The sequence below is a fragment of the Mycobacterium sp. genome (genome assembly GCF_035274705.1).
GTDB lineage: Bacteria > Actinomycetota > Actinomycetes > Mycobacteriales > Mycobacteriaceae > Mycobacterium.
On sequence record NZ_DATENY010000039.1, the window covers coordinates 1 to 5,554 of the forward strand.

6 protein-coding genes are annotated in these 5,554 nt (G+C 67.2%); all 6 read right to left on the minus strand.

Annotated elements, in window-relative coordinates; translation table 11 throughout:
* Positions 1-556, minus strand: a 556-nt coding sequence (locus tag VJV41_RS10310; RefSeq protein ID WP_325333300.1) for a class I SAM-dependent methyltransferase, incomplete at its 3' end; no start/stop codon positions are given.
* A gap of 73 nt (positions 557-629) precedes the next feature.
* The gene (locus VJV41_RS10315; protein WP_414684928.1) at positions 630-1,964 is read right to left on the minus strand and encodes an MATE family efflux transporter; all 1,335 of its coding nucleotides are present in this window, start codon (positions 1,962-1,964) and stop codon (positions 630-632) included.
* A 17-nt stretch (positions 1,965-1,981) separates the two neighbouring features.
* A complete protein-coding gene (locus tag VJV41_RS10320) occupies positions 1,982-2,980 on the minus strand; it encodes a bifunctional oligoribonuclease/PAP phosphatase NrnA (protein ID WP_325333302.1) in 999 nt (332 codons plus the stop codon).
* Positions 2,955-3,449 carry a 30S ribosome-binding factor RbfA gene (gene rbfA / locus VJV41_RS10325; RefSeq protein ID WP_325333304.1) on the minus strand — a complete coding sequence of 165 codons (495 nt, stop codon included), beginning with the start codon at positions 3,447-3,449 and terminating at the stop codon, positions 2,955-2,957. Before rbfA ends, VJV41_RS10320 begins: the two co-directional genes overlap by 26 nt.
* A complete protein-coding gene (locus VJV41_RS10330; protein ID WP_325333306.1) occupies positions 3,442-3,576 on the minus strand; it encodes a hypothetical protein in 135 nt (44 codons plus the stop codon). The genes rbfA and VJV41_RS10330 overlap by 8 nt, the downstream gene beginning before the upstream one ends.
* A partial coding sequence (gene infB / locus VJV41_RS10335; protein ID WP_325333308.1) for a translation initiation factor IF-2 occupies positions 3,576-5,554 on the minus strand: 1,979 nt, incomplete at its 5' end. The genes infB and VJV41_RS10330, both read right to left, overlap by 1 nt.

Consider the following 5,554-nt stretch of genomic DNA (forward strand, 5'->3'; position numbering starts at 1 on the left):
TACGAGCGACCACCGCCCAACCGAATTCGTTCGTCTTGACGTGTACATCACGAAAACCCGCCGCCGCCAGACGGTCGGGAAGCGTCGTCGGATCGACAGGGTTGTACGTGTCACCTGCGTGAGCAGCTGCCAGTTCCTCGCCGCCAAGGCTGTCACTGGCCACCAGTGCTGCACCTGGGCGCAGTACCCGAGCAACCTCGGCGAACAGACGGTCTTGCAGGTCGACGGTCGGGACGTGGTGCAGCATCGTGAAACAGGCTGCGCCGGTGAACCTTCCATCGGCGTAATGGAGTTGTGTGGCGTCGGCGTTGACGATCTCGATCGACGGCTTATCGGCGAAGCGGTCGCGCAGCATGGCCGCCAGCTTGTCGTCGATCTCCACCGAGGTCAGGTGCGCCGACACGGCGCCGAGCACGTCGGTCGTCGCACCGTATCCGGGTCCGACCTCAAGAACATCATCGCCGAGATCGGTTTCGCCGAGCGCCCACGGCAGGATCACCTCCCGCATCATTTGCCGCCACTCATCGCTGCCGCAGTACTCATGCGCGTCATTCACGCTCGTAGATTACGAGAGTGCGCAAACTCGCGGAATCTCACGCTGTGTCGCCCACAGACACGCCCGCTCGTCGTTAGCCTGTACCCGGCACCAGCCATCGTCCGGAGAAGGCACGCCAGCCAACGAACACCAGGCGCAGCACCATGAATGTGCTCAGGCCAGACCAGATTCCGATGAGACCCCAGCCGAACGCCAATGACAGCCAAATCAGCGGTAGGAAGCCGACGAGTGCACTGATCAGTGTTGCGTTGCGCATGAATTTGGCGTCGCCAGCTCCGAGCAGCACGCCATCGAGCGCGAAAACGATTCCAGCGACCGGCAATTGGGCCACCATGAACCACCAAGGCACCCCGATAGCGTCGAGCACCGAGCGGTCGTCGGTGAACACACTCGGAAACACCGACGCTCCGACCGCAAAGACGCCGGCCAGGACCGCGGAGGCCACCGTCGAGAAGATCGTCACCCTCCAGGCAACCGACTTGGCATGCGCCAGCTCTCCGGCGCCAAGCGCCGCGCCGACCAGCGACTGCGCGGCAATGGCCAGCGAATCCAGCACCAGCGCAAGGAAATTCCACAGTTGCAGCACCACCTGGTGTGCGGCGACGGCGGCGGCGCCGAATCGGGCCGCGACGGCTCCGGCGGAGACAAAGCAGGCCTGAAAGGCTATCGTCCGCAACACCAGGTCGCGGCCCATGACGACCTGCGCGCGCAGCACCGCCGGCTCGATGCGCAGCGGCACCCGTTCCACCAGCAGCGCGCGCAGGAACAGCAGGCCGGCTACCCACTGACCAACCAGGTTCGCGACCGCGGATCCGGCCAGCTCCAGCCGCGGCATACCGAGCCAGCCGTACACGAGCAGCGGACACAGGACCGCGGACACCGCGAATCCGGCGACGACGTAGCGCAACGGCCGTGCGGTGTCCTGCACGCCACGCATCCAGCCGTTGCCCGCCGCTGAAATCAGAATCGCCGGCACGCCAAGGATCGCGATCCGCACCCACGGCAGCGCGGCCGAGGCGATATCGCCTCCTGCGGCGAGCGCGGACACCAACGGCACGGCGGCGAGCTGAACCGCGACGATGATCAGCGTTCCCAAGCCCAGTGCCAGCCAGCTGGCCTGCACGCCTTCGCCGACCGCCGCGGCACGGTCACCCGCGCCGAAGAACCGCGCCGAGCGCGCGGTGGTGCCGTAGGACAAGAAGGTCATCTGTGAGCTGAGCGTGCTCAGGACGAGGCCACCTATCGCCAGGCCGGCAAGCGGCAGTGCCCCCAATCGACCGACTATGGCGATGTCGAAAAGCAGGTAGATGGGTTCGGCCGCGAGCACCCCGAGCGCGGGGAACGCCAACCCGGCGATGCGCCGGCCGGTCGCAGGTGCGACGGGCAGATCACCCTCCGGTTCAGCCAAGACGCCCGCTGACGAAGTCAGCCAAGGGCTGCGCGGAGGGCCTGCACGACGTCGTCGACTGTCCCGGTGGCCGAATAGCCGGCGGCGTGTGGGTGCCCGCCCCCGCCGAAGGCACTGGCGACACCGGCGAGGTCATAGGACTTGGCGCGCATCGACACCGACCAGTGTCCCCGTTCGATCTCCTTGAACACCGCCGCTACCTCGGCCTGCTGCGTGGTGCGCACGATATCGACGATGCTCTCGACTTCTTCCGGTCGCGCATTGGCCCATTCCTGGTGGCCCACAACGGCATACACCAATCCAAGCCCGCCCGCGGCGTCGGGCAGCAACTGCGCCGAGGCCAGCACTCGTGAGAGCATCGGCAGCCACGCGAACGGATGAGTGTCAAGCAGGGTGCGGCTGATCGAGGCGTTGTCGACGCCCAACTCCACCAGCCGGGCGGCCAGTCGGTGTGCGCGCGCGCTCGCCCATCGGAAGGATCCGGTGTCGGTTGTCAGCCCCGCGTACAGGCAGTGGGCCACGCCCTTGTCGATCGGCTTTCCCCAAACGTCGAGCAGCTCAGCGACCAGCAGGGTCGTGGAGTCCGCCGACGGGTCGACGTAGTTGGCGCTGCCGAACAGCTGATTGGACGCGTGGTGGTCGATCACCAGCACCTCGCGGGCGGGATCGGCCAATTCACTCAGCGCGCCCAACCGGTTCACGCTGGGGATGTCGACGGTGACGACCAGATCCGCGTCGCGGCGCATTACCTCCGGGGCGACGAGCAGGTGCCCACCCGGAAGCGATTGCAGGGATTCCGGCAGCTCGGCCGGGGTTGCAAAACTGACCTCGACATCCTTACCGGCGTGATCGAGCACCAGCGCCAGGGCCAGCCCCGCACCGATGGTGTCGGCGTCGGGATAGACGTGGCAGACCACACTGACCATATCCGCCGCGGAGAGTAGGTCCGCAGCGGTGCGGGCATCGACACGATCACCCGCTACAGGGACGTCAGTCGTCTTGTCGATCGCGGTCACCGGTGTCCTCAGCGTCGTGTGGTCCCCCGCCGGTTTCCTCCCCACCGATACGGTACGGGTCCGCGTCGCCCGCGTGCTTGGCACCCTGCCGAACTCTCGCCAAATCCTCATCTGCGGCGCGGGCGCGGGCAAGCAGTTCCTCCATCCGATGCGCCGTATCGGGCACGGTGTCCTGCACGAACGTCAGGGTGGGCGTGAACCGCACCCCGGTCGCGGCGCCCACCCTGGAGCGCAGCGTCCCTTTCGCGCGTTCCAGCGCCGCCGCCGCACCGGCGTAGTCCGGCTCCTCCTGCAAGGTTTCGCCGCGCACCGTGTAGTAGATCGTGGCGTCGTGCAGATCGCCGGTGACCTTCGCGTCGGTGACCGTCACGAAGGCCAGCGGCGGATCCTTGATCTCGTACTCGATCGCCGAGGCGACGATCGCCGATATCCGCTTGGCCAGCCGGCGTGCTCGTGCCGGATCAGCCAAGGCTGTCGGCCTTCTTCGCTTCGCTCATCAATACGCTCTGTTCTTCGCGCAAGCGGCTCATCAATCCGCTCTGTTCTTCGCGCAAGCGGCTCATCAATCCGCTCCGTTCTTCGCGCAAGCGGCTCATCACCCGCGTTCCTTTTCGACCAGCTCGTAGGTCTCGATGACGTCGCCCTCCTTGATGTCGGAGTACGACAGCGTGAGGCCGCATTCGTAACCGTCGCGCACCTCGGTGACGTCGTCCTTCTCCCGGCGCAGTGATTGCACCGTCATGGTCTCCGCGACCACGACGTTGTCGCGCAGCAGCCGTGCCTTCGAGTTGCGCCGGATGATGCCCGAGGTGACCAGGCAGCCGGCGATGTTGCCGACCTTTGACGACCGGAAGATCGCGCGGATCTCGGCCCGGCCCAGTTCGCGCTCTTCGTAGATCGGCTTGAGCATGCCCTTGAGCGCGCTCTCGATCTCGTCGATCGCCTGGTAGATCACCGAGTAGTAGCGGATCTCCACACCCTCGCGGTTGGCGAGCTCGGTGGCCTTGCCCTCGGCGCGGACGTTGAACCCGATGATGATCGCGTCCGAGGCCGACGCCAGGTTGACGTTGGTCTCGGTGACACCACCGACGCCGCGATCGATGACGCGCAGCTCGACCTCGTCGTCGACCTGGATGTTCAACAGGGCTTCCTCCAGCGCCTCCACGGTGCCGGCGTTGTCGCCCTTGAGGATCAGGTTCAGCTGGCTGGTTTCCTTCAGCGCCGAATCCAGATCCTCGAGGCTGATCCGCTTGCGGGTGCGTGCGGCCAGCGCGTTGCGCTTGCGCGCGCTGCGGCGGTCGGCGATCTGCCGCGCGATGCGGTCCTCGTCGACGACGAGGAAGTTGTCGCCCGCGCCTGGCACCGACGTGAAGCCGATGACCTGCACCGGCCGCGACGGCAGCGCCGCCTCGACGTCCTCGCCGTGCTCGTCGACCATGCGTCGGACGCGGCCGTAGGCGTCGCCGGCCACCACCGAGTCGCCGACGTGCAGCGTGCCGCGGGTAATCAGCACGGTGGCCACCGGCCCACGACCGCGGTCCAGGTGCGCCTCGATCGCGACACCCTGGGCCTCCATATCGGGGTTGGCCCGCAGGTCCAGCGCGGCGTCGGCGGTCAGCACGACCGCCTCGAGCAGGGCCTCGATGTTGGTCCCCTGCTTTGCCGAGATGTCGACGAACATGGTGTCGCCGCCGAAGTCCTCGGCCACCAGGTTGTATTCGGTGAGCTGCGACCGAATCTTGGCCGGGTCGGCGCCTTCCTTGTCGATCTTGTTGACCGCAACCACGATCGGCACGTCGGCCGCCTGCGCGTGGTTGATGGCCTCCACTGTCTGCGGCATCACGCCGTCGTCGGCGGCGACCACCAGGATCGCGATATCGGTGGCCTTCGCGCCACGGGCACGCATGGCGGTGAACGCCTCGTGACCCGGGGTGTCGATGAAGGTGATCGGCCGCAGGTTGCCGTCGAGGTCGACCTCGACCTGGTAGGCGCCGATGTGCTGGGTGATGCCGCCGGCCTCCTCCTCGCGGACGTTGGCCTTGCGAATGGTGTCCAGCAGTCGGGTCTTGCCGTGGTCGACGTGACCCATGACGGTCACCACCGGCGGGCGGGTCTCGAGGTCTTCCTCGCCGCCCTCGTCCTCGCCGTAGGTGAGGTCGAAGGACTCGAGCAGCTCGCGGTCCTCGTCCTCCGGGGACACCACCTGCACGACGTAGTTCATCTCGCTGCCCAGCAGCTCGAGGGTCTCGTCACCCACCGACTGGGTAGCGGTCACCATCTCGCCGAGATTGAACAGCGCCTGCACCAGCGAGGCCGGGTTGGCGTCGATCTTCTCGGCGAAGTCGCTCAGCGAGGCACCGCGGGCCAGCCGGATGGTTTCGCCGTTGCCGTGCGGTAACCGCACGCCGCCGACGACGGGCGCCTGCATGTTCTCGTATTCGGCGCGTTTTGCCCGCTTCGACTTGCGGCCACGTTTCGGCGCGCCGCCGGGGCGTCCGAACGCACCCGCGGCTCCACCGCGCTGTCCGGGACGACCGCCGCCGCCGGGCCGACCGCGATAGCCGCCGCCGGCAC

Coding starts and splice junctions, on each gene's coding strand:
- VJV41_RS10330 (WP_325333306.1), bottom strand. CDS start 3,576: ATGAGCCGCTTGCGCGAAGAACGGAGCGGATTGATGAGCCGCTTGCGC.